Annotated in this window: 21 protein-coding genes and 1 pseudogene; 13 read left to right on the plus strand and 9 right to left on the minus strand. The window is 61.5% G+C overall.

All coding sequences use genetic code 11. The features are described 5' to 3' along the window. Positions 1-196: 196 nt before the first annotated feature. On the plus strand, positions 197-688 hold the full coding sequence (locus KVH01_RS21460) for an HIT family protein (RefSeq protein WP_217882813.1): 492 nt from the start codon (positions 197-199) through the stop codon (positions 686-688). Here the strand turns inward: KVH01_RS21460 and KVH01_RS21465 are convergent. Further along, on the minus strand, positions 672-1154 hold the full coding sequence (locus KVH01_RS21465; RefSeq protein WP_217882814.1) for a GNAT family N-acetyltransferase: 483 nt from the start codon (positions 1152-1154) through the stop codon (positions 672-674). The two genes, KVH01_RS21460 and KVH01_RS21465, sit on opposite strands and share 17 nt — an antisense overlap. Positions 1155-1329: 175 nt before the next feature. Here KVH01_RS21465 and KVH01_RS21470 point away from each other — a divergent pair, with 175 nt between their 5' ends. Next, the gene (locus KVH01_RS21470; RefSeq protein WP_043050405.1) at positions 1330-1665 is read left to right on the plus strand and encodes a hypothetical protein; all 336 of its coding nucleotides are present in this window, start codon (positions 1330-1332) and stop codon (positions 1663-1665) included. Here the strand turns inward: KVH01_RS21470 and KVH01_RS21475 are convergent. After that, a complete protein-coding gene (locus KVH01_RS21475) occupies positions 1655-3268 on the minus strand; it encodes an ATP-binding response regulator (protein ID WP_057025639.1) in 1614 nt (537 codons plus the stop codon). The genes KVH01_RS21470 and KVH01_RS21475 overlap by 11 nt on opposite strands. 183 nt (positions 3269-3451) lie before the next feature. Between KVH01_RS21475 and KVH01_RS21480 the strand changes: the two genes are divergently transcribed. From KVH01_RS21480 to argE, 5 genes are all read left to right on the plus strand, one after another. Next, on the plus strand, positions 3452-4054 hold the full coding sequence (locus tag KVH01_RS21480; RefSeq protein ID WP_217882815.1) for a LuxR C-terminal-related transcriptional regulator: 603 nt from the start codon (positions 3452-3454) through the stop codon (positions 4052-4054). Positions 4055-4256: 202 nt separating this feature from the next. Then, positions 4257-5588 carry a flavin-containing monooxygenase gene (locus tag KVH01_RS21485; protein WP_404822081.1) on the plus strand — a complete coding sequence of 444 codons (1332 nt, stop codon included), beginning with the start codon at positions 4257-4259 and terminating at the stop codon, positions 5586-5588. 24 nt (positions 5589-5612) lie between these two features. Next, positions 5613-6023 (plus strand): RidA family protein, encoded by a 411-nt coding sequence (locus tag KVH01_RS21490; protein WP_046068537.1) that lies wholly within the window; start codon positions 5613-5615, stop codon positions 6021-6023. Between the two features lie 11 nt (positions 6024-6034). After that, positions 6035-6712 (plus strand): DUF1028 domain-containing protein, encoded by a 678-nt coding sequence (locus tag KVH01_RS21495; RefSeq protein WP_124400960.1) that lies wholly within the window; start codon positions 6035-6037, stop codon positions 6710-6712. After that, positions 6709-7854 (plus strand): acetylornithine deacetylase, encoded by a 1146-nt coding sequence (gene argE, locus KVH01_RS21500; protein WP_217882817.1) that lies wholly within the window; start codon positions 6709-6711, stop codon positions 7852-7854. Before KVH01_RS21495 ends, argE begins: the two co-directional genes overlap by 4 nt. A gap of 119 nt (positions 7855-7973) precedes the next feature. Here the strand turns inward: argE and KVH01_RS21505 are convergent, their stop codons facing one another. Next, positions 7974-8885 carry a LysR substrate-binding domain-containing protein gene (locus KVH01_RS21505; protein ID WP_043050398.1) on the minus strand — a complete coding sequence of 304 codons (912 nt, stop codon included), beginning with the start codon at positions 8883-8885 and terminating at the stop codon, positions 7974-7976. 251 nt (positions 8886-9136) lie between these two features. Here KVH01_RS21505 and KVH01_RS21510 point away from each other — a divergent pair, with 251 nt between their 5' ends. Together KVH01_RS21510 and KVH01_RS21515 are read left to right on the plus strand one after the other, a co-directional pair. Further along, the gene (locus KVH01_RS21510) at positions 9137-10552 is read left to right on the plus strand and encodes a purine-cytosine permease family protein (protein WP_217882818.1); all 1416 of its coding nucleotides are present in this window, start codon (positions 9137-9139) and stop codon (positions 10550-10552) included. A 675-nt stretch (positions 10553-11227) separates the two neighbouring features. Continuing rightward, positions 11228-11719 (plus strand): GNAT family N-acetyltransferase, encoded by a 492-nt coding sequence (locus KVH01_RS21515; protein WP_217882819.1) that lies wholly within the window; start codon positions 11228-11230, stop codon positions 11717-11719. Between the two features lie 176 nt (positions 11720-11895). Here KVH01_RS21515 and KVH01_RS21520 read toward each other — a convergent pair whose 3' ends face one another. After that, positions 11896-13095, minus strand: coding sequence for a TPM domain-containing protein (locus KVH01_RS21520; protein WP_217882820.1), 1200 nt, complete (start codon positions 13093-13095; stop codon positions 11896-11898). 131 nt (positions 13096-13226) lie between these two features. Here KVH01_RS21520 and KVH01_RS21525 point away from each other — a divergent pair, with 131 nt between their 5' ends. Both KVH01_RS21525 and KVH01_RS21530 read left to right on the plus strand, forming a co-directional pair. Continuing rightward, entirely contained in the window at positions 13227-14039 is an 813-nt protein-coding gene (locus KVH01_RS21525) for an alpha/beta fold hydrolase (RefSeq protein ID WP_217882821.1), read from the plus strand. Next, positions 14032-15165 (plus strand): PAS domain-containing sensor histidine kinase, encoded by a 1134-nt coding sequence (locus KVH01_RS21530; RefSeq protein WP_217882822.1) that lies wholly within the window; start codon positions 14032-14034, stop codon positions 15163-15165. Before KVH01_RS21525 ends, KVH01_RS21530 begins: the two co-directional genes overlap by 8 nt. A 45-nt stretch (positions 15166-15210) precedes the next feature. Here KVH01_RS21530 and KVH01_RS30010 read toward each other — a convergent pair. Continuing rightward, positions 15211-15297: pseudogene (locus KVH01_RS30010) on the minus strand (diaminopimelate epimerase); the annotation flags it as partial. Positions 15298-15454: 157 nt separating this feature from the next. On the opposite strand from KVH01_RS30010, the gene KVH01_RS21535 reads away from it, so the two are divergent. Continuing rightward, positions 15455-15973, plus strand: a complete 519-nt coding sequence (locus KVH01_RS21535) for an AAA family ATPase (protein ID WP_217882823.1) — start codon at positions 15455-15457, stop codon at positions 15971-15973. A 6-nt stretch (positions 15974-15979) separates the two neighbouring features. Here KVH01_RS21535 and KVH01_RS21540 read toward each other — a convergent pair whose 3' ends face one another. Genes KVH01_RS21540 through KVH01_RS21550 form a run of 3 tightly spaced genes read right to left on the minus strand, consistent with a single transcriptional unit; the run spans position 15980 to position 18242 of the window. After that, positions 15980-16396, minus strand: a complete 417-nt coding sequence (locus KVH01_RS21540) for an SRPBCC family protein (RefSeq protein ID WP_217882824.1) — start codon at positions 16394-16396, stop codon at positions 15980-15982. A 25-nt stretch (positions 16397-16421) separates the two neighbouring features. Continuing rightward, a complete protein-coding gene (locus KVH01_RS21545; protein ID WP_217882825.1) occupies positions 16422-17219 on the minus strand; it encodes an SDR family NAD(P)-dependent oxidoreductase in 798 nt (265 codons plus the stop codon). An 18-nt stretch (positions 17220-17237) separates the two neighbouring features. Next, a complete protein-coding gene (locus KVH01_RS21550) occupies positions 17238-18242 on the minus strand; it encodes an aldo/keto reductase (RefSeq protein ID WP_217882826.1) in 1005 nt (334 codons plus the stop codon). A 110-nt stretch (positions 18243-18352) separates the two neighbouring features. Between KVH01_RS21550 and KVH01_RS21555 the strand changes: the two genes are divergently transcribed. Beyond that, positions 18353-19291, plus strand: a complete 939-nt coding sequence (locus KVH01_RS21555) for a LysR substrate-binding domain-containing protein (RefSeq protein WP_217882827.1) — start codon at positions 18353-18355, stop codon at positions 19289-19291. Between the two features lie 104 nt (positions 19292-19395). Here KVH01_RS21555 and KVH01_RS21560 read toward each other — a convergent pair whose 3' ends face one another. Beyond that, positions 19396-20280: an EamA family transporter gene (locus KVH01_RS21560; protein WP_217882828.1), complete on the minus strand. Its 885-nt coding sequence runs from the start codon at positions 20278-20280 to the stop codon at positions 19396-19398. Positions 20281-20327 lie beyond the last annotated feature (47 nt).

Below are 20327 nucleotides of genomic sequence, written 5' to 3' on the forward strand. Positions count from 1 at the left end.
GCTTGCTCGCGAAAAACGTCAACGATAACGCGTGCTTCCTGAATGAACGCGGCGCCTGTGAGTTTTTCGCGAGCAAGCTCGCTCCTACAAAAGCCTTAACTGACTGGCATTAGGACAAGTCCCACATTTTGACCGGATACAACCAATCCAAAGATACTTGTTATCCTGCCGCTCCAACCCACATGGACGCGCGCCTATGCAGATCGCCCCCGCCTTCATCCTGCACCAGACCGAGCACTGGCTGCTCAATCACCACCAGGCGTCAAAGCTGCCGGGCTACCTGATGCTGGGCGCCAAGGCACCGATCGATTCGCTCGCCGATATGCCTGACGCCGCACTGGCCGAACTGGGCGGCTTGCTCGCCAATATCCAGCGCGTGATGCAAGCCCGACTCCAGCCAAAATGGTTGTACATCAGCCGTTACGGTCATATGCCAGGCTTGCCGCTGCACTTTCACTTCATCCCCGTCTATGCCTGGGTTGAACAAGCGTTCTGGCAGGATGAACGCTATCGCACATTGCAGCGTCTTGGCGCCCAGGAACTCCAGGAAACGCTGACCGATGGGGCCGAACTGACCCTGTTTGTATGGCGCGAATTTGGCGAAAGCACTACACCCCCGCAGATTCAAGGGCCGGGGGTTGAGCAGGTGATTGAACAATTGCGTGCGGCATTCAAGCTCCAGGCATGACACGCAGCCGCTTCACCATCGGAATACACGCCAGCACCAGCCCCGACGGCGAGCGATACACCGCCTGCTCATCGCCCACATAACCACACCCCCGATAGAAACCCACCGCATTCAAGGTTGCATCCAGCACCACCTCGTCAATGGCCCGTTGCCGCGCAACGTCCTCCAGGTGGTCAAGCATCGCCTTGCCATATCCACGCCCGGTGAACCCAGGCCGCACGAACAATGCCCCCACTTCATTGTTATCAAGGTCGAGCATGCCGGTGGCGACGGCCTCGCCGTTCACCCAGCCCAGGTAAAACAGTTTGTCCATCAGCACGTCGTAGCCATCGGCGGCCTTGCCCCGCGTCCAAAGCGCCATCTGCTCGGCACTGTAGGCGCCGATGCACTGGTCAAGGATGGCGTCGCGGCGGATGTCAAACGCGCAGTTGGCGTCCTCGGGTGACGCGCGGATTATCTCCAGCATTGCAATGTCCTTGTGTGACCTCAATTTGCCATTAGCCCATTTGTGCTAATCGACCCTTCCCAACTGCGGCGCTATATTCCCCGGCACTTCCAACGCTCGTCCGGCACCGCGCATCCATTGCGCGCGGGTTCGTTGTGCGTTGGAAAAACCATAACAACCCCAAGGAAGAAGCACCATGAAACTCCACTCCCCCGTTACTCGCCTTGCCCTGCTGGGCGCCCTGATGATCGGCGTAGCCGGTTGCAGCAATATCAAGCCCACTGAAGACCATCTCAAGACGCTGTCGGAGACCAACCTGGGCGAGCCGGTAAAACGTATCTCCAATGTGCGCAGCGACTCCATGACCACCTACTATGTGGCCAACACCGCATCCGGCGAATACAACTGCTCCGTACCCAGCGGTGCCAGCGGCGGTGCGTTCGCAATCGCCAGCTTTGGCCTGATGAAACCTGCCGCCTACTGCCAGCCCAAAGGCGCACGTGGAAACGGGCTGACGCCATTCATGCAGTAATGTTTTCCCGTCTGAGGTCGCGCAACCTGCCGCGCAGTTCCGCAGGGCGCACCGGCTTGGAGAGTATTGCGATCTGACGGTCGTGCAACGCAGCCTGGATTTTCTCCACGTCATGACCGGTGAGGATCAACGCCGGCACCGCCCAGCCACGTTGCTGGCGTAGCTGATCGATGCATTCGATACCGGTGGCGTGGTTGCCCAGGTCATAGTCGGCGACGATGATGTCGCAGTCGCTGACCAGGCCCTGCCCACTGGACTCGGCCTGCACCTCGCAACCCCAGCGCTCCAGCAGGGCCTGGGTGGCGAGCAGTACGTTGTGGTCATCTTCCACCAGGCATACTTTCAAACCCGTGAGCAGGCCGGCCTGGCGCGCATCGGCGCGCAATGCCGGTTGAACCGGCGCAGTGGCGAGTGCCAGGCCATGCAGGCTTACTGAGGTGCCACGGCCCACCCGCGAACGCAGGCTTACGCGCAACCCCATCAATTGCCCCAGGCGCTTAACGATGGACAGCCCCAGGCCGACGCCTTCGACGTCCTTGTCGCGCAATTGACGCACGCGGTAGAACTCCTCGAAAACCTGTGACAGATGCTCCCTGGCAATCCCCCGCCCCTGGTCATGCACCTCCACCACCAGGCCGTCATCGCGAATACGCACGCCGACCAGCACTGGCCGTTGTGCCGCGTATTTGAAGCAATTGGAGAGCAGGTTCTGCACCATGGTCGCCAACATACCCGGGTCCACCAGTACCCAGTGGGTGCAAGGCCGCAAGCGTAGCTCCACGCCGGCCCAGCGTGCGGCTTCGGCGTTCTGGCGCATCAGGTCGGCGAGGAAGTCGCCCAGGTGGATCACTTGGTATTTGGGCAGCAGCCGGCCATTGTCGAGGGTATAGAGATCAAGAATCGAACGGAACAGTTGCGACACGTTGAGCAGCGAACGGTCGATGTTATCCACCAGCCGCCGCTCGTCGTCCCCCAGCCGGGCTTCGCGCAGGCAGGCGGTGAACAGGCCGATGGAGTGGATCGGCTGGCGCAGGTCATGGCTGGCCTGGGCGAGAAAACGGGATTTTTCCAGATTGGCGGCGATGGCTTCTTCGGAAGCCTTGCGCGTACGCTCCAGCAGGATATGGGCGTACACCGGGATCACCGTGCTGGTGATCATCAGCATCAGCACCATGAACGGCTGCGCCTGCCACAGCGGCGTGAGCTGGTACACCACCAACAGCGCCAGCAACGCCAGCCCCGTGGCAATCGCCAGGTAGCGCGAGCCGTAGCGCATGCCGTTGCCCAGGTTCACCCAAACCATCACCGCATACAGCGGCAACGCCGCTTCACCGCCCACCACCAGGCCGAACGAAGTGCCGGTGTAGTCGTGGAGCATGCCGAAGATGCGCCGCGCCGGGTAATGCCCGGGCCAGCGCGCGATGACTTGGCGCAACACGATGGACGCCAGCAGGAACAGGAAGATATACAGGATCACCGGCAGGTAGGTGTCCAGCGAGTGCCCGGGCAGGAAACCCAGTAGGCTGATATACACAATGGCGATGGTGGCCACCACAATGCGCAGGTTAGCTTGGTCGAGTTCAGAGTTGGTCTCGAGACCCATAGTCATATCCTTGACATATCCACTGTAGGAGCGAGCTTGCTCGCGAACAACGCTAACGATAACGCGTGTTGTCTGATAGTGCGCGGTGCCTGTGCGTCCTTCGCGAGCACGCTCGCTCCTACAGTATTGAGAGGGGTAAAGTAGCATGCCTCAGCACACCCTTGCCCCAGGAAGGAGCACACCATGACCGGCCGGATCATCATCGCCGACGACCACCCGATGTTTCGCGAAGGCATGGCGCGTACCGTGCAACGCCTGTTGCCCGATGCCCAGGTGCAAGAGGCCGGCGACCTTGCCACGGTGAACGCACTGCTGCGCGAGGCCGGCGAAATCGACACCCTGATCCTCGACCTGCGTTTCCCCGGCCTGACCTGCATCAGCCAGTTGGCCGAACTGCGCCAGCAACTGCGGCGCACGACCCTGGTGGTGGTGTCGATGGTCGACGACGCCGCGCTGATCGAACAGGTCATGGCCCTGGGCGTGGACGGGTTTATCGGCAAAAACATCACCCCTGACGAGATAGGCCAGGCGCTGCTGGCGATCCGCGACGGCGAAGTGCTGGTCAAGTTCGCGCCGTCGGGCCTGCTGCCGCTGGGCACCCACACCCTTACCACCCGCCAGCGCGAAGTGCTGCGCATGATTGCCCAGGGCAAGACCAACAAGGAAATTGCCAAGGCCCTGGATATCTCGCCGTTTACCGTGCGAATCCATGTGTCGTCGCTGCTGCGCACGCTGGACGTGCCGTCGCGGGCGGCAGCAGCGGTGAAGTATTCCGGGGAGTTGTAGGTCAAATGTGGGAGGGGGCTTGCTCCCGATGGAGGAGTCTCAGTAAATGCATCTGGGACTGACCCACCGCCGTCGGGAGCAAGCCCCCTCCCACATTAAACCGAGTCGCATCAGTCAGGCGTCGCTCTGCATCCGATATTTATGCTCACTTCCCAGCTTAATAATATTTTATTAATCACCGCCCGCCGCCTAACTTGACGTCATGCCCAAGCTGAATCCAACTGCATTACGCAAGGACAGACACATGACTCAAGCAATAACAAAAATAGACACGCTGGTAGTAGGAGCGGGTCAAGCTGGCGTAGCCATGAGCGAGCACCTGAGCAAGCAAGGTGTGCCGCACCTGGTGCTGGAGCGCAGCCGCATCGCCGAGCGCTGGCGCACCGGGCGCTGGGATTCGTTGGTCGCCAACGGCCCGGCCTGGCATGACCGTTTCCCTGGCCTGGAATTCATTGATGTGCCCGCCGATGGCTTCGCGCCCAAAGAGACGGTGGCGGATTATTTTGAAACCTATGCACGCAAGTTCAATGCACCGATCCGCACCGGTGTGGACGTCACCTCAGTGGTGCGCAACGTCGGCCGCCCCGGTTTTACTGTGCACACCAGTGAAGGTGTGATCGAAGCCAATCGCGTGGTGGCTGCCACCGGGCCGTTCCAGAAGCCGGTGATTCCGGCCATAGCGCCGAAAGACACCGCGCTGCACCAGATCCATTCCGCCGATTATCGCAACCCCGGGCAATTGCCGGCGGGCGCGGTATTGGTGGTGGGCGCCGGTTCTTCCGGGGTACAGATCGCCGATGAATTGCAGCGCGCCGGGCGCCAGGTGTACCTGTCGGTCGGTGCCCATGACCGCCCGCCCCGCGCCTATCGCAACCGCGACTTCTGCTGGTGGCTGGGGGTGTTGGGTGAATGGGATCAGGTGGCGATGAAGCCCGGCCGCGAGCACGTGACCATCGCCGTCAGCGGCGCCCACGGTGGCAAGACCATCGACTTCCGTGAACTGGCCCAGCAAGGCATGACCCTGGTCGGCCTGACCCAAGCCTTTGACGGCAACGTGGCCAGCTTCCAGCCCAACCTGGTGGAAAACCTGGCGCGCGGCGACGAAAACTACCTGGCCCTGCTGGATGCGGCTGACGCCTATATCGAACGCAACGGCCTCGACCTGCCGCTGGAGCCCCAAGCGCGTCGCATATTTCCCGATGCCGAATGCATCAAAAACCCGATCCTGCAACTGGACCTGGCCCAGGCCGGCATCACCACGATCATCTGGGCTACCGGGTTTGCCACGGATTACAGCTGGTTGAAAGTCGATACCTTCGACGCGGCCGGCAAGCCCCAGCACCAGCGCGGGGTGTCCAGTGAAGCGGGCATCTATTTCCTCGGTTTGCCGTGGCAATCGCGGCGTGGTTCGTCATTCATCTGGGGTGTGTGGCACGACGCCAAATACGTGGCCGACCACATCGCCATCCAGCGTCAGTACCTTGAGTACCGCGAACCCGCACCGGTTGTCCAGCACACCCCTGTCAGCGCCTGAGCACTTTTTCCTGGAGTTTTTTTGATGCCTACCCACACTCGCATCCGCATGTTCAACACCAAAGAAACCTACCCCAACCAGAGCCTGGACAACGACCTTTGCCAGGCCGTGCGCGCCGGCAACACCGTGTATGTACGTGGCCAGGTGGGCACCGATTTCGACGGCAACCTGGTGGGCCTTGGCGATGCCCGCGCCCAGGCCGAACAGGCGATGAAAAACGTCAAGCAACTGCTTGAGGAAGCCGGCAGCGACCTCAGCCACATCGTCAAGACCACCACTTATTTGATCGACCCACGCTACCGCGAGCCGGTGTACCAGGAAGTCGGCAAATGGCTCAAGGGCGTGTTCCCGATTTCCACCGGGCTGGTGGTCTCGGCCCTCGGCCAGCCACAGTGGCTGATGGAAATCGATGTGATCGCGGTTATTCCAGAGTAAGGAGGCTAGCCATGACCTTTTCCATCGTCGGCCGTTGTGCTGAAACCGGCCAACTGGGCATCGCCATCAGTTCATCGAGCATTGCCGTGGGCGCCCGCTGCCCGTGGCTGCGGCCCGGTGTGGGCGCGGTGTCGACCCAGAACATCACCCTGCCCGCCCTCGGCCCGGACGTGCTCGACCTGCTGGAACAGGGCCTGGCCCCGGCCGAGGCCCTCGACCAAGCCCTCACGCGCAACGGCTACAGCCAATACCGGCAAGTGACGGCGATTGACCACCTGGGCCGCAGCGTGCATTTCAGCGGCAGCCAGACCCTGGGCACCCATCATGCGGTATCGGGCGAGCAATGCGTGGCGGCGGGCAATATGCTTGCCGACCGCGAAGTCATCACGGCGATGGTCACCGCCTTTGAACTGGGCGAAGGGCAACTGGCAGACCGGCTGCTGGCGGCGATGCATGCCGCCATTGCCGCCGGTGGCGAAGCCGGCCCCGTGCACTCTGCCGCGCTGGTAGTGGTGGGCGAGCTGACCTGGCCGATCATTAATCTGCGCGTGGACTGGGCCGATGAAAACCCCATTGGCGAACTGCAAGCACTCTGGGACGCCTACCGCCCGCAAGTGCAGGACTATATCGACCGCGCCCTCGCCCCCGACCGATCCCCCGGCTACGGCGTGGCCGGAGACGACCGATGAGCCGCAGCCGCGAATTGCTGCGCACGCTGGTGGGGTTCGATACCACCAGCCGCGAGTCCAACCTGCAGTTGATCGAGTTTGTGCGCAACTACCTCGCCGGATTTGATGTAGCCAGTGAACTCGTCTACAACGCGCAGCGCAGCAAGGCTAACCTGTTTGCCAGCATCGGCCCGGTAGAACTGCCAGGCATCGTGCTGTCGGGGCACACCGATGTGGTGCCGGTGGATGGGCAACCCTGGACACTGCCGCCGTTCGAGTTGACCGAGCGTGACGGCAAGCTGTTCGGGCGCGGCACTGCCGACATGAAGGGGTATATCGCCTGTGTGCTGGCGTTGGTGCCGGAGCTGGTCAAGGCGCCTTTGCGCCTGCCGGTGCATATCGCCCTGTCCTATGACGAAGAAGTCGGCTGCCTCGGTGTGCGCTCACTGCTCGCGGTCTTGGAGCAGCGCCCGGTAAAACCCATGCTGTGCATTATTGGCGAGCCGACCGAACTCAAACCGGTGCTGGGCCACAAGGGCAAATTGGCTATGCGCTGCGATGTGCAGGGCCATGCATGTCACTCGGCGTATGCGCCCTCAGGGGTGAATGCGATTGAACACGCCGCCGAGTTGATCGGCGAGCTGGGCCGTATTGGCCAGCGTTTGCGCTCGCACCAGGACCCAAGGTTCGATCCGCCGTTCAGCACGGTACAGACCGGCATGATCAGCGGCGGCAAGGCGTTGAACATCGTGCCCGCCGATTGCCGGTTCGACTTTGAAGTGCGCGCCCTGCCCGCCATGGACCCAGGTGAAGTGGCTCAAGAGTTGCAAGCGTACGCAATGCAGCAGGTGCTGCCGAAGATGCAGGCCGTGAGTAAGCAGAGTTCGATTCTGCTCACCGAGTTGTCGGCCTACCCGGGATTGGTCACAGATGAACGCAGCCAAGCCGCGGAGTTGATCGCCGCGTTCTCAGGCTCGCGGGACTTTGGCACCGTGGCGTTTGGCACCGAAGGTGGGTTGTTTGATGCCGTGGGTATTCCGACCGTGGTGTGCGGGCCGGGGAGCATGGACCAGGGGCATAAGCCGGATGAGTTTGTGAGCCTGGAACAGCTCGACGGCTGCGATGCCATGCTGCGAAGGATGCTGGACTCGATTCAGACTTGAAGAAAATACGGGTCCAATGTGGGAGGGGGCTTGCTCCCGATGAGGGAGTGGCAGTGAAAGCAGCTGTGACTGACACACCGCCATCGGGAGCAAGCCCCCTCCCACATTGGGTCCTGCATTCAGCCGAGTAACCGTGCGAGCTCTTCACGGCAGTAATCCACAAACAACTGCACCGGCTTGGTCAGCGGGGCCCGCCTCAGCCACACCGCCGACAACCCCGACCCCGTCACCGTTTCCGCCAACGGAATACACACCACCTTCTGCCCATCATAGGTGTACTCACTGAACGGCTTGGTCACCAAAATCGAGAACCCAAACCCACGCCCCACCATGCCGCGCACCATCTCGATGGACGGCGAGCTGAACACGATATTCGGCGTCAGCCCGCGCTCTTCAAAAATGCTCACGAAATAGGTCCGGCTGGGCAGCACATCGAGCAAGATCATCGGCTCCAGCACCAGGTCGGCCAGGGACACCTTGGCTTGTTGCGCAAAACGGTGATCGGCCGGCAGCAACGCATAAGGCTGTTGCGGCGGCATCAGTGGCGCGGTCTCGATGGTGCCGCCCAGATCGTGTTCGAACAGCATCGCCACATCGATACTGCCTGCCGTCAGCGCCTGCACCAGCTCCTGCTGCTCGCCATCGCGAATACGGATCTCCACCCCTGGCCAGCGCGCCTTGAAGCCGGCAATCAATCGCGGCAGGTACAGCGGCGCCACGGTTTCAAAGCAGCCGATATCGATCTGCCCCGCCACTACATCGTTGTCCGCCAGGGCGTTCTGCTCGAATTCATGGGCCACCCGCAACAGCTCCAGGGCCTTGCGATAAAAACGCGCGCCACTGGGGGTGAGCGAAACGCCCTGGGCGTGATGGCGGATAAACAGCTGAACGCCAAAACTCTCCTCCAGGTGCTTGATCGCCGTGGACACCGACGGTTGGGCGATATACAGCTTGCGCGACGCCTCGGCGACGCTGCCGCATTCGGCCGTGGTCACAAAATATCTGAGCTGGCGCAGGTTATAGGCAGCCATCGGCACCTCCATAAACGTGGAATTTCGCCCCAAACAAGTGCGAAAAAATCGCGCTTTTTTCATCGATTCGAGCCCATGCAACATACCGGAGCAAAAATCTGCGCGAGATACTTTTTTTAAGGTCTATAGCAACAAACTTACTAATTTACCTCCCCGCGCCCATTGCAGATGATCACTCCAACAACAAAGCGCCGCCCCGTGCAGCGCATAGCGAAGTACGTCAACGTACTCACCTTGCCTTGGAGCTCGTCATGGTTACCACTGCAACATCCAGCGCCCCACTTATCGAAAAACACACGATTGGATACGTGCCCCCGGAAGATCGCCATGGAAAGGTAAGAGACCTGTTCACCCTGTGGTTCGGCGGCAACATCGCGCCGTTGCCGATCGTCACCGGTGCGCTGGGGGTGCAACTGTTTCACCTCAACCTGGTGTGGGGCATTATCGCCATCCTCGTCGGCCACCTGGTTGGCGGTGTGTTGATGGCGTTGCACTCGGCCCAGGGCCCGCAGATGGGCATCCCGCAGATGATCCAGAGCCGCGCCCAGTTCGGCTCCCTCGGTGCGTTGCTGGTGGTGGTGATTGCCGGGGTGATGTACATCGGTTTCTTCGCGTCCAACATCGTGCTCGCCGGTAAATCCCTGCACGGCGTGGTCGACGCGGTACCGGTGCCGGTGGGCATTGTGATCGGCGCCATCGGCTCCGGGATCATCGGCATCATCGGCTATCGCTTTATCCACGTGCTCAACCGTATCGGCACCTGGGTGCTGGGCGCCGGCATCGTGCTGGGCTTCGGCTACATCTTCACCCACGTGCAGACCACCGACTTCCTGACTCGCGGCAGCTTTAACATCTCCGGTTGGCTGGCGACAGTTTCCCTGGCCGCGCTGTGGCAGATCGCCTTTGCGCCGTACGTGTCGGACTACTCCCGCTACCTGCCGGCCGACGTGCCCGTCGCCGCCACCTTCTGGACCACCTACCTGGGTTCGGCCCTGGGTTCGAGCCTGGCCTTCATCTTCGGTGCCGTCGCCGTGCTCGCCACCCCGGTAGGCATGGACACCATGGACGCGGTCAAGCTCGCCACCGGCGCCATCGGCCCGTTGATGCTGGTGCTGTTTTTGCTCAGCGTGATCAGCCACAACGCCCTCAACCTGTACGGCGCAGTGCTGTCGATCATCACCCTGGTGCAGACCTTCGCCTACCGCTGGATCCCCACGGCCAAAAGCCGCGCCGTGATCTCCATCATCGTGCTGGCCGCCTGTTCGATTGCGGCGGTGTTCGCCTCCAAGGACTTCATCGGCCACTTCGTCGACATGGTGCTCGTGCTGCTGGTGGTGTTGGTGCCGTGGACGGCGATCAACCTGATTGACTTCTATGCGATCCACAAAGGCAAGTACGACATCGCCTCGATCTTCCGCGTCGATGGCGGCATCTACGGCAAGTACAACCCACAGGCGCTGCTGGCGTATGCGGTGGGGATTGCGGTGCAGATTCCGTTTATGAACACACCGCTTTACGTAGGCCCGATTTCAGAACACATCAACGGCGCAGACCTGTCCTGGGTGGTGGGGTTGCTGGTGACGTCGCCGCTGTACTTCTGGCTGGCGAGCCGCGACAGTGCGTATAAGCGCCGCATGGATGGGGGCAAGTTGGTGGGTGGGGTCTGATACATCCTCTATTCGGATCTGCCGGGGATGATTCTTCCTGGTCTGCGAACCCGCGCACAGTTGCCACCCAATCTGTTTCGCAGCAGCAAGGCTGTGAGGAAACCCGCCTCGGCGGGTTTTCTGGTTTTTGAAGAACTCAAACCTACCGCCAGGCTATGTCGAACTCGGTCAACTGTGGGAGGGGGCTTGCCCCGATACGTAACCACGATGCGAAGCGAGCCGCTCTTGATCTTGATCTGCTTTTGATCTCAGGCGCCCCGTTAAACCACGCTGGCCGGAATTCGACAGGGATTTGGGGGGTAAACCGGCAGGGATGCCGGTTTAGCCGCCCCGCGCCATGGATGGCGCGTGGCGGCGGCCCCAAATCCATGGCGGATTACGGGCACACCGAGCCGAAGCGAGGTGCCGAGTGGTGGGGCAAGAGCGTTTGGGTTACTTTTGCCTGGGCCGGCATTCCGGCTTTTCAAAAGTGACCCGCTGTAAAAGCGGAACCATAAGTGGCCGTTGCCCAAATAACGGATATGTACTCGGTCTGATCCAGCATCCTGGTCGGCCCCAAGGCCGCCATCGGGAGCAAGTCGAATCGTCGCACCGCCCCTCCCACATTTGGATCGCGGCGCATCAGTTAGTTGGCGTTATGATATGACCTTTCGCTCAACGCCCCAGGAAACACCCATGCCCACCCTCACCTTGCGCAACGCCCTCCCCGCCGACGCCGCCCGCTGCTTTGAAATCGAAACCAGCGCCTACGAAGGCGACGAAGCCGCGACCCTGGAAAAGATCGCCACGCGCATCGCGCAGTATCCCCAGGGGTTTCTGATCCTGGAAGCAGACGGCGATGTGGTCGGGTTTATCAACTCGGGCTGCGCCCATGAGGTAGTGATGTCGGACGAGGCCTTCAAGGAATTGGTCGGTCACTCACCCGAAGCACCGAATGTGGTGATCATGTCGGTGGTGGTCGACCCGGCGCATCAGGGCAAAGGCTATGCAACAACCCTGATGACTGAGTTCGTGCAACGCATGGGCACAATGGGCAAGCAGACAATTCACCTAATGTGCAAGCAACAGCATGTGCCGTTGTACACCCGCATGGGCTACACCTATGTGCGCCCTTCGCCGTCGGACCACGGTGGAATGGCCTGGCATGAGATGGTGATGGTGCTGTAGCGCCCTTCATGGAATCATCGTATTTATGTTGCCCAGTGTAAAACCCGGTTGGGTAAAAGCCTAACTCAGGCCTTAAAGCCTGGGCGGGCTACAAACCCTGCCAGAGCCGAATCACAGCCTGAATGTGGGCGCCAGCTTGCTCGCTCCCACGTCTGAATTGGGCATCAACCAACGCGTCACCAACTGCCGGACGCCCCACCACCGCCACTGGAACCACCGCCACCAGACGAACTGCTGCTGGAGCTGGAGCTGCTGGAACTCGAACCGGATCCGCCGCCCGAGCCAGATCCCGACCCCTCGCCAACCTTGCCAAAGATAATCAGCGCGACAAACGATGCGATGGGAAACGCCAGCAGCCAGCCATCGCGCCCGCCATCGATCACCAGCCCGGCGACCACGTACACGGCCACTACCGCCAACAGTCGCACGCTAAATCCTGTACGGCTGCTCCTCCAGGTGTGCCTCATGATCAGCAGCAGCACCAGGTACAAGCCCAGCACTACTCCTACGCACAGCGGCCATAGCAGCCAATGGATAAAACTGACGTCCACGTAGTGGTCCGCCACCACCAGCCCGACGCTATAGGCCAGCAGCCCGATCACGCCGTAGAACAGCGGGCGTACCTGCCACAAGGCACCAAATGTGGCGCCGCCAATCAACAGGGTCAACGGCATGACAAACAGGAACATCGGCCATTGCTGACCGCCACCGAGCAGTGCCAGCAACAGCGTGGCCGCCACCGCGAGGATCAAGCCCTTGCGCCAACGCAGCTTGCCGGCGGCGATCAGCACGCCACCCAGGCCACCCAAGACAAACGCCGCCAGTATCGCGATAAATTGGGGGTTGATCCCGGGCCCGGCCACCTTGGGCAGGTCGCCGCCGTCCACCAACACGATCAGCGCATCCACACCTTGTTGGATACCTCCGGCAAAGTCCCCCTGGCGAAACGCCGGGGTGATGCGCTCTTCGATGATGCGGTGGGCCAGCAGGTCGGTGACCGTGCCTTCCAGGCCGTAGCCCACTTCGATGCGCACCTTGCGGTCGCCCCTGGCCACCACCAGCAGGATGCCGTCGTCGACGTCCTTGCGCCCCAGCTTCCACGCGCGGAACAGTTGGTTGGCATAGTCCTCGATGCCGTCGCTGCCGGTGGTCGGCACCAGCAATACCGCGACTTGCGCACCTTTGCGCTGTTCAAGCTCGGCAAGTTGGTTTTTCAAGCGTTGGGTGGTGGTGGAGTCGAGGGTGTTGGTCAGATCAATCACCCGTTGGTCCAGGGCCACCCCGATAGGCGAAGTGTCAGCCCGGGCCAGGCTCATCACACCGACAAGTAACAGGACCAGCAGGCTCAACACCGATTGCCGCAGAATCATCACCATGCTTTGTTACCTGAAGTTTCTTCCTGAAGGCGCCGACTTTACCTTATCGACGTATAACACGTGACCCCAGGCTTGCGACTATCTAAACTGCCGCCACGCCCACATAGCTATTTGCCATCTACGAGAACGCCATGGATCTATGCCAACGCAACAATATCAGCGTGAAGGGCCATGGGCCTTCAACCCTGGTGTTTTCCCACGGCTTTGGCTGCAACCAGGCGATGTGGAATTACTTGGCGCCGCACTTTCTCGAGCGCTTTCGCGTGGTGCTCTATGACTTGGTCGGCGCCGGCCGGTCGGACCTGAGTGCGTACGACAAAACCAAATACAGCCGCCTGGATGGCTATGCCCATGATCTGAACGAAATTATCGACGCCTACGCCGAAGGCCCGGTGATTCTGGTGGGCCATTCAGTCAGCGCGATGATCGGCACCCTTGCCGACCGTTTCGCCCCCGGGCGCATTGCCGCGCATGTGATGATCGGCCCATCGCCGCGCTATATCGACAGCGAGGATTATGTCGGTGGCTTCAAGCACGACGATATCGACGACCTGCTCGACACCCTGGACAGCAACTACCTGGGCTGGTCCAGCGCCATGGCCCCGGTGATCATGGGCGCGCCCACGCAACCGACGTTGAGCACCGAACTCACCGAAAGCTTCTGCCGCACCGAGCCGGACATCGCCAAGCAGTTCGCCCGCGTGACCTTCCTCTCGGATAACCGCCACGACGTGCAGGGCCTGGCCACTCCGGTACTGATCCTGCAGTCGAGCGACGACCTGATCGCCCCCGTGGCCGTGGGTGAATACCTGCATGCCGTGATGCCCAACAGCACCTATTGCCTGGTGGACAATATCGGCCATTGCCCCCATATGAGCGCGCCCCAGGCGTGCGCGGCGGCGATGGACGCGTTCCTGGCGCCATGGGCAGTTGCCGATGCCTGACTCGCTGTTTGACAGCGCCGCCTGCGCCCTGGCCGTGACCCAGGAGGACGGTACGATCCTGCACGTCAACCCGCGCCTGAGCGACTGGCTCGGGTTCAGCGCGGCCGAGTTGCGGGGGCGCAGGTTCCAGGATCTGCTGACCATGGGCGGACGGATCTTCTACCAGACCCACCTGGCACCGATGCTGCGCATGCATGGCAGCGTCACCGAGGTGAAGCTCGACATCCGCCATTGCGCCGGGCACAAAGTCACCGTCTTGCTCAACGCCAACCAGCGCCAGCAGCCCGACGGCGTGGTGCATGACCTGGCGCTGTTCGGCACCACCGACCGTGACAAGTACGAGCGCGAACTGCTCAATGCGCGCAAGTTGGCCGAAGCCCTGCTCCAGGAAAAAACCGCCACCGAACTGGCCTTGCAACAGGCCCAGGCCGAATTGAGCGAGGCCTATGCCATCGCCCAGCGCCGGGCGTTGTTCGCCGAGCAGATGGTGGCGATTGTCAGCCACGATTTGAAAAACCCGCTCACCGCGATCCGCATGGCCTCGGACTTTCTCCAGCGTGGCGAGCGTACGGCCAAGGAGCGCCAGTTGCTGGGGCATATCGGCCAATCGTCGGAACGCGCCCATCGCATGATCGCCGACCTGCTGGACTTCACCCAGGCCCGGGTCGGCCAAGGCATCACCATCAAGGCTGTTCCGCTGGATCTGCACAATGTGATCCAGCATGCGGTGGACGAACTGCGCGTAGCCTTCCCTGCCGCCACGCTGGTGCATCACGCCGAGGGCCTTGGCCAAGCGAGCCTGGATGCCGACCGGGTGCAGCAGATCATTGGCAACCTCGTCGCCAACAGCGTGGCCTATGGCGACCTGCTGCAACCGATCACCATCACCTCGCGCCTGGGCGACAACGCCTGTGCTGTCGCCGTGCACAACCATGGCCCGGCAATTCCCGAATCACTGCTGGCGGGGCTGTTCGAACCCATGACCCGTGGCACCGACCAGGGCAGCGATGTGCGCAGCGTCGGCCTGGGCCTGTATATCGTGCGCGAACTGGCCAGGGTGCACGGCGGTGATGTGGCAGTGCGTTCCTGTGCGATGGCCGGCACCACCTTTACCGTGATGTTCTAGTAAAGGTGCGCGGCGCCCTGCATGACAGGTTCGACACGGCCGGTCAGCAGTAATGGGGTTATCTTGGCCACGGCGGTCGATGATGATGAAGTCGTCGCCGTGGGCGCGCATCTTCACAAACGGCAAGGTCATGGGGACAGGTCCTGTTGTCGAAGTGACGCAGTTCTAATCACACTGTAGGAGCGAGCTTGCTCGCGAAAATCGTGAAGACGACACGTTTTACCTGCAAGTACGCGTTATCGTTGACGTTCTTCGCGAGCAAGCTCGCTCCTACAAAGGATTGATGGTCATGCTTATCGTATTCAGCGGCCTGCCCGGCAGTGGCAAGACTACGATTGCCAGCCAACTGGCGCGACAGACCGGCGCGGTTTACCTGCGCATCGATGTGATCGAACAGGCACTGCGAGACGCAGCGGTACTGATGGGCGATGTGGGTGCCAGCGGCTACGGCGTGGCGAATGCGCTGGCGCTGAGTAATTTGCGCTTGGGGCAACGGGTCATTGCCGATTGCGTGAACCCGGTCAGGGAGAGCCGCCAAGCCTGGCAGGCGGTGGCGGCGACAGCGGGGGTAGAACTGATCAATATCCAGGTGGTGTGTTCAGATCAGCAAGAGCACCGGCGCCGTGTGGAAAACCGTGTGGGCGATGTTCCCGGGCTGGCGCCGCCGACCTGGCAGTCGGTGCTGGTACATGAGTATGAAAGCTGGGATAAACCGGCGTTCAGGCTTGATACCGCGCGAATGACGCCGGCACAGGCAATCGCGACAGCCCACGCACATCTGTTCAATGCGGGAGCTGTCGAGCTTTAGCCGGATTCAGACGGGGAAATTGCCGCGCAACGCCTCAAGACCACCGTTATAGACGCCGGCAAACAACTCCTCCACCGCCGCGTCCGTAGTGTCTGCCACTGGGGTGAACACGCCAGACCAGGTCACTTTCGCCGACGTCTCCGTCAGCGCTTCAACCTGCAAGGTCGCCAGATAAGCACTCACCGGAAACGGCGACGCCTCAATGGTGTAGCTGTAAGTGCGCGCCACGTTGTCGAAGCTCTGCAAGCGCTCGACGATCTGGCCGCCGTCAGCCGTGGTCAGGTGACGCACACGACCACCTTCGCCTGGCTCGCTCTTGGCGATGAAGGGCAGCCAGTCGGGCAGGCTGTTGAAGCCGCCGATCAGTTGCCAGACCTGATCGGCCGGTGCCGGGATTTCAATTACAGAAGATGCTGTTGCCACGATAAATACTCCAAACAGAGAAAAATCAGATCGCCATGCTGTCGACAACGCCGCCGTCGACCCGCAACGCGGCACCGGTGGTGGCAGACGACAGCGGTGAAGCAATGTACGCCACCAGGTTCGCCACTTCATCCACATTGGCGGCGCGTTGGATGATCGAGGTGGGCCGCGCATTACGCACGAACACATCGGCCTCTTCCCGCGCACTGCGCCCGGACTGGGCCGTAGCGTCCTTGAGCATTTGCTCCAGGCCGTCGGTAAAGGTCGGCCCCGGCAGGATCGCATTCACCGTGACCCCGGTGCCCGCCAAGCGCTTGGCCAAACCGTGGGATACCGCCAGGTTGGCGCTTTTGGTCACGCCGTAGTTGATCATGTCGGCCGGCGTAGCCACGCCGGACTCCGACGACACAAAGATCACCCGGCCCCAGCCCTGCTCGACCATGCCCGGCGCATAATGGCGCGACAGGCGCACGCCGGAGATCACATTGACCTCATAGAAGCGAGTCCACTCGCTGTCCGGCGCCTCGAAGAAATCCACATCGTTAAAGATGCCGAGGTTGTTGACCAGGATATCGGCGCGAGGTTCGGCGGCGAAGAGTTTCTCGGCGCCCTCGAGGGTGCCAAGGTCGGCCACCAGCCCACGCAGGTCAGCGCCGGGCACCACCTGACGGATGCTGGCCAAGGCGTCGTCGACCTTGCCCGCGTCCCGACCGATCACTACCACTGTGGCCCCGGATTGCGCCAGGGCCTGGCTGATGCCCAGGCCGATACCAGCGGTGCTGCCGCTGACGATGGCCACTTTGCCGCTCACATCGATGTTCATGCTTAAACTCCTTGGGAATTAGAGGGGCAAAGGCGCACGGTCCGATATCAATCGGGCCTCGCGCAACGCTTGCCAGAAGGCTGCTGGAATCTTCTCTGACAACGCCGCGACATCTTCGGCAATCCGTCCCGGACGACTGGCGCCGGGAATCACCGCCGCCACGGCCGGGTGCGCCAGGGAAAATTGCAGCGCCGCGGCTTTCACGCTCACCCCAAACACCTGGGCGATCGCCTTGATCTGCTCGACCTTGCTGATGATCGCCGGGCTGGCTGGTTGGTATTCGAAATGCGTGCCGCCGGCGAGAATGCCGGAGCTGTAGGGGCCACCGACGACAATTTCGACGTGCTGGGCCAACGCCGAGTCCATCAAGCGTTGCAGCGCGCGCTCGTGGTCCAGCAGGGTGTAGCGCCCGGCCAAAAGGAAACCGTCAGGCTGGGCCTCAGTCAGATCCAGGGTCAGTTCACAAGGCTCGACGCGATTGACACCCAGGCCCCAGGCCTTGATCACGCCCTCTTCACGCAAGCGGGTCAGCACTTTGAACGCGCCGGTACGGGCCTGGTTGAAGTGCTCCAGCCATTGGTCGCCGTAGAAGTCCTGGGCGATGTCGTGAACCCAAACGATGTCCAGGCGATCGGTCTGCAGGCGTTCGAGGCTGTCTTCAATAGAGCGCAGAGTGGCGTCGGCGCTGTAGTCATTGAGCATCTTGTTCGGGCGACCGTGTTCGAACACGCCGCTTTTTTCGCCGAGGTCGCGGGAGCCGGCCTCGACTTCATCCAGAATCACCCGGCCGACCTTGGTGCTGAGCACGTAGTCATTGCGATTGTAGTTAGACAGGGCCTGGCCCAGGCGGATTTCCGACAGGCCCGAGCCGTAGAAGGGAGCGGTGTCGAAGTAACGCACGCCGCGGTTCCAGGCGGCCTCGACGGTGGCCTGGGCTTCGTCCTCGGGAATGGCGCGGAACATATTGCCCAGGGGCGCGGTGCCAAAGCCCAGTACGCCGGGCAGTTTGTCTTTCAAGCTCATGGTGGGGTCCTCAATCGGTTCAGGGGGGTTACCGTTGAGCAGATCCTAGATTGCGTTAATCAGACCGTCCAAGACATACTGCGACCAACTTGAGTCCCCATAGGTCTTACATGATCGATCTACGCCAACTGCGCTACTTCGAAGTGGTCGCCGAGGAAGAACACGTCGGCCGCGCCGCCGAGCGCCTGCATATCTCTCAATCGCCCCTGAGCCGCCAGATCGCACAGCTCGAAGAGCGGCTGGGCCTGACCCTGTTCGAACGCAGCCAGCAGCGCATCCGCTTGACCCGCGACGGCCAGACCTTCCTGGCCGAAACCAAAGCGCTGCTGACCCACGCCAATCGCCTGGAATCCCTGGGCAAGCGCCTGGGCCGTGGGGAAGAAGGCGGCTTGTGCATTGGCTATATCGAAAATGCCATGCATGCCGGCGTACTGCCCAATGCCTTGCGCATCCTGCGCGATGACCGGCCCACCGTGCACATCAAGCTGTATAACCTGCCGTCCCTGGAGCAATTGGAGGGCCTGCGCCAACGCAGCCTGGACATCGCCCTGGTGGGCGAACCGCCGGCCTCCGACGACCCGAACCTGACCGCCTTGCAAGTGCTCGACGACCCGATGCTGCTGGCCCTGCCCGAACAGCATCCGCTGACCAGGCAAAGCGAATTGTTGCCTGAACACCTGGCCGAACAACAATGGATCGGCGTGCAGCGCAAACCCGGCGCCAACCCCGCCGATGATTTCGTCGCTGCCTGCATCCGCGCCGGGTTCACACCGCAGATTCCCATGGAAGCCAGCGAACCCTTTACCGCATTGGGCCTGGTGGCCTCGGGGCTTGGAGTGGCGATGGTGCAGAAGGGCCTGAGCCGCAACGCACCGCCCGGCGTGGTGTTGCGTGAGCTGCCATGGCTGAGCTACACCACACCGCTGTGGGCGGCATGGCACCGGGTCAACCTGCGACCATTGGTGGAAACGTTTCGCAAGGTGCTGACTGAACCACCGCTATCGGGAGCAAGCCCCCTCCCACATTTCAACCGCGTTTTGCCTGAATAAATGCGATCAACTGTGGGAGGGGGCTTGCCCCCGATGAGGGCGTGTCAGCAAACATATCCATGACTGACCCACCGCCATCGAATCATCACACCAGCCCAACATTTCTAGCGCGCCAACCTCGCCATGATCCCCGCCGAGTTGACGAAAATCGCAATCCCCACAAACACCAGCCCAATCGCAACCCACTGCCCCAGGCTCAGCTGTTCGCCGAAGAACACATAGGACGTGAACAGCCCCGACACCGGTACCATCAACAACAACGGCGCCACCCGCGAAGCCGGGTATTTCTTCATCAGGTTGTTCCATACCCGGTACCCGACGATGGTAGTGATATAGCACTGGAACACAATCGAGAAGCCCGCTCCCCAGGTCAGGTCGGTGACCAGGTGCGTGAGCGGCTCGGCCCCCTCGAACCACAAGGTCATCAGCAACAGGACGGGGATCGAAAACAGACTGGACCAGACAATAAAGGCCACCATGTCCTCAGGCTGGTTGACCTTGACGATCAAGTTGCACAACGACCACGACAGCGCCGCCAGCAACACCAGCAGGATGCCCAGCGTGGTCGAGGCGTGTTCCGACAGGTGCAGGATCATGAACAGCCCCAGCGCAGACAACAGCATTCCCGCCCCGTGGCCCCTGCTTATGGGTTCCTTGAGAAACAACCGGCTCATGATGAGGGTGAAGAACGCACTGAACTGCAGGAACACCGAAGACATCCCCGCCGACAGCCCGTTGTGCATGGCGACGTTGACCACGCCCCACAGCCCGGCACCGAACAGCACGCCATAGGCAGCCAACAGGACATAGGAAACACCCTGCGGCTTGGGAATGAACATCACCAGGGGCAGCGCACAGAAGGTGAACCGCAGCAGGGTCAGCACAAACGGGTCCAAATCCTCCAGGCCCAGGCCAATGACCGAGAAGTTGGCGCCCCAGATTATCGTCACCGCCAGCCCTGCGATTAGATCGGATTTACTCAGGCGCATGGCCCTTCCCCCCGTTATGCCAGCGTCTTGGGCGGCATGGGGACTGT

This window comes from Pseudomonas khavaziana, from assembly GCF_019145205.1.
Classification (GTDB): domain Bacteria; phylum Pseudomonadota; class Gammaproteobacteria; order Pseudomonadales; family Pseudomonadaceae; genus Aquipseudomonas; species Aquipseudomonas khavaziana.